This window comes from Halorubrum sp. SS7 (assembly GCF_005435055.1).
In the GTDB taxonomy this organism is placed as follows: domain Archaea; phylum Halobacteriota; class Halobacteria; order Halobacteriales; family Haloferacaceae; genus Halorubrum; species Halorubrum salinarum.
The window spans coordinates 1-223 of record NZ_SGXV01000706.1; the positions used below are offsets into that span (position 1 = coordinate 1).

Sequence of the window (223 nt, forward strand, 5' to 3'; positions counted from 1 at the left end):
GGGAAAGACCGGGACGACGGCCAACACGAGGCTCATCGCCGTCGTCCCGCCGACCGCGACGAGGATGATCCGGCGCTCGCCGTACCGGTCCGCTAAGATTCCGCTCGGGAACTGCGAGAGTCCGTAGGCGAACCACATCCCGGAGAGGGCGACCCCGATCGCCGTGTTCGAGACCCCGAGATCGTCGATGATCAGGGGAACGACCGGGCTGATAGCCAGGCGG

General features: G+C 67.3%; 1 protein-coding gene. It reads right to left on the reverse strand.

Annotation, left to right across the window (positions count from 1 at the left end; translation table 11 throughout):
- Nucleotides 1–223: MFS transporter (locus tag EXE44_RS19660; RefSeq protein WP_137718142.1), on the reverse strand; the 223-nt coding region annotated here is incomplete at both ends.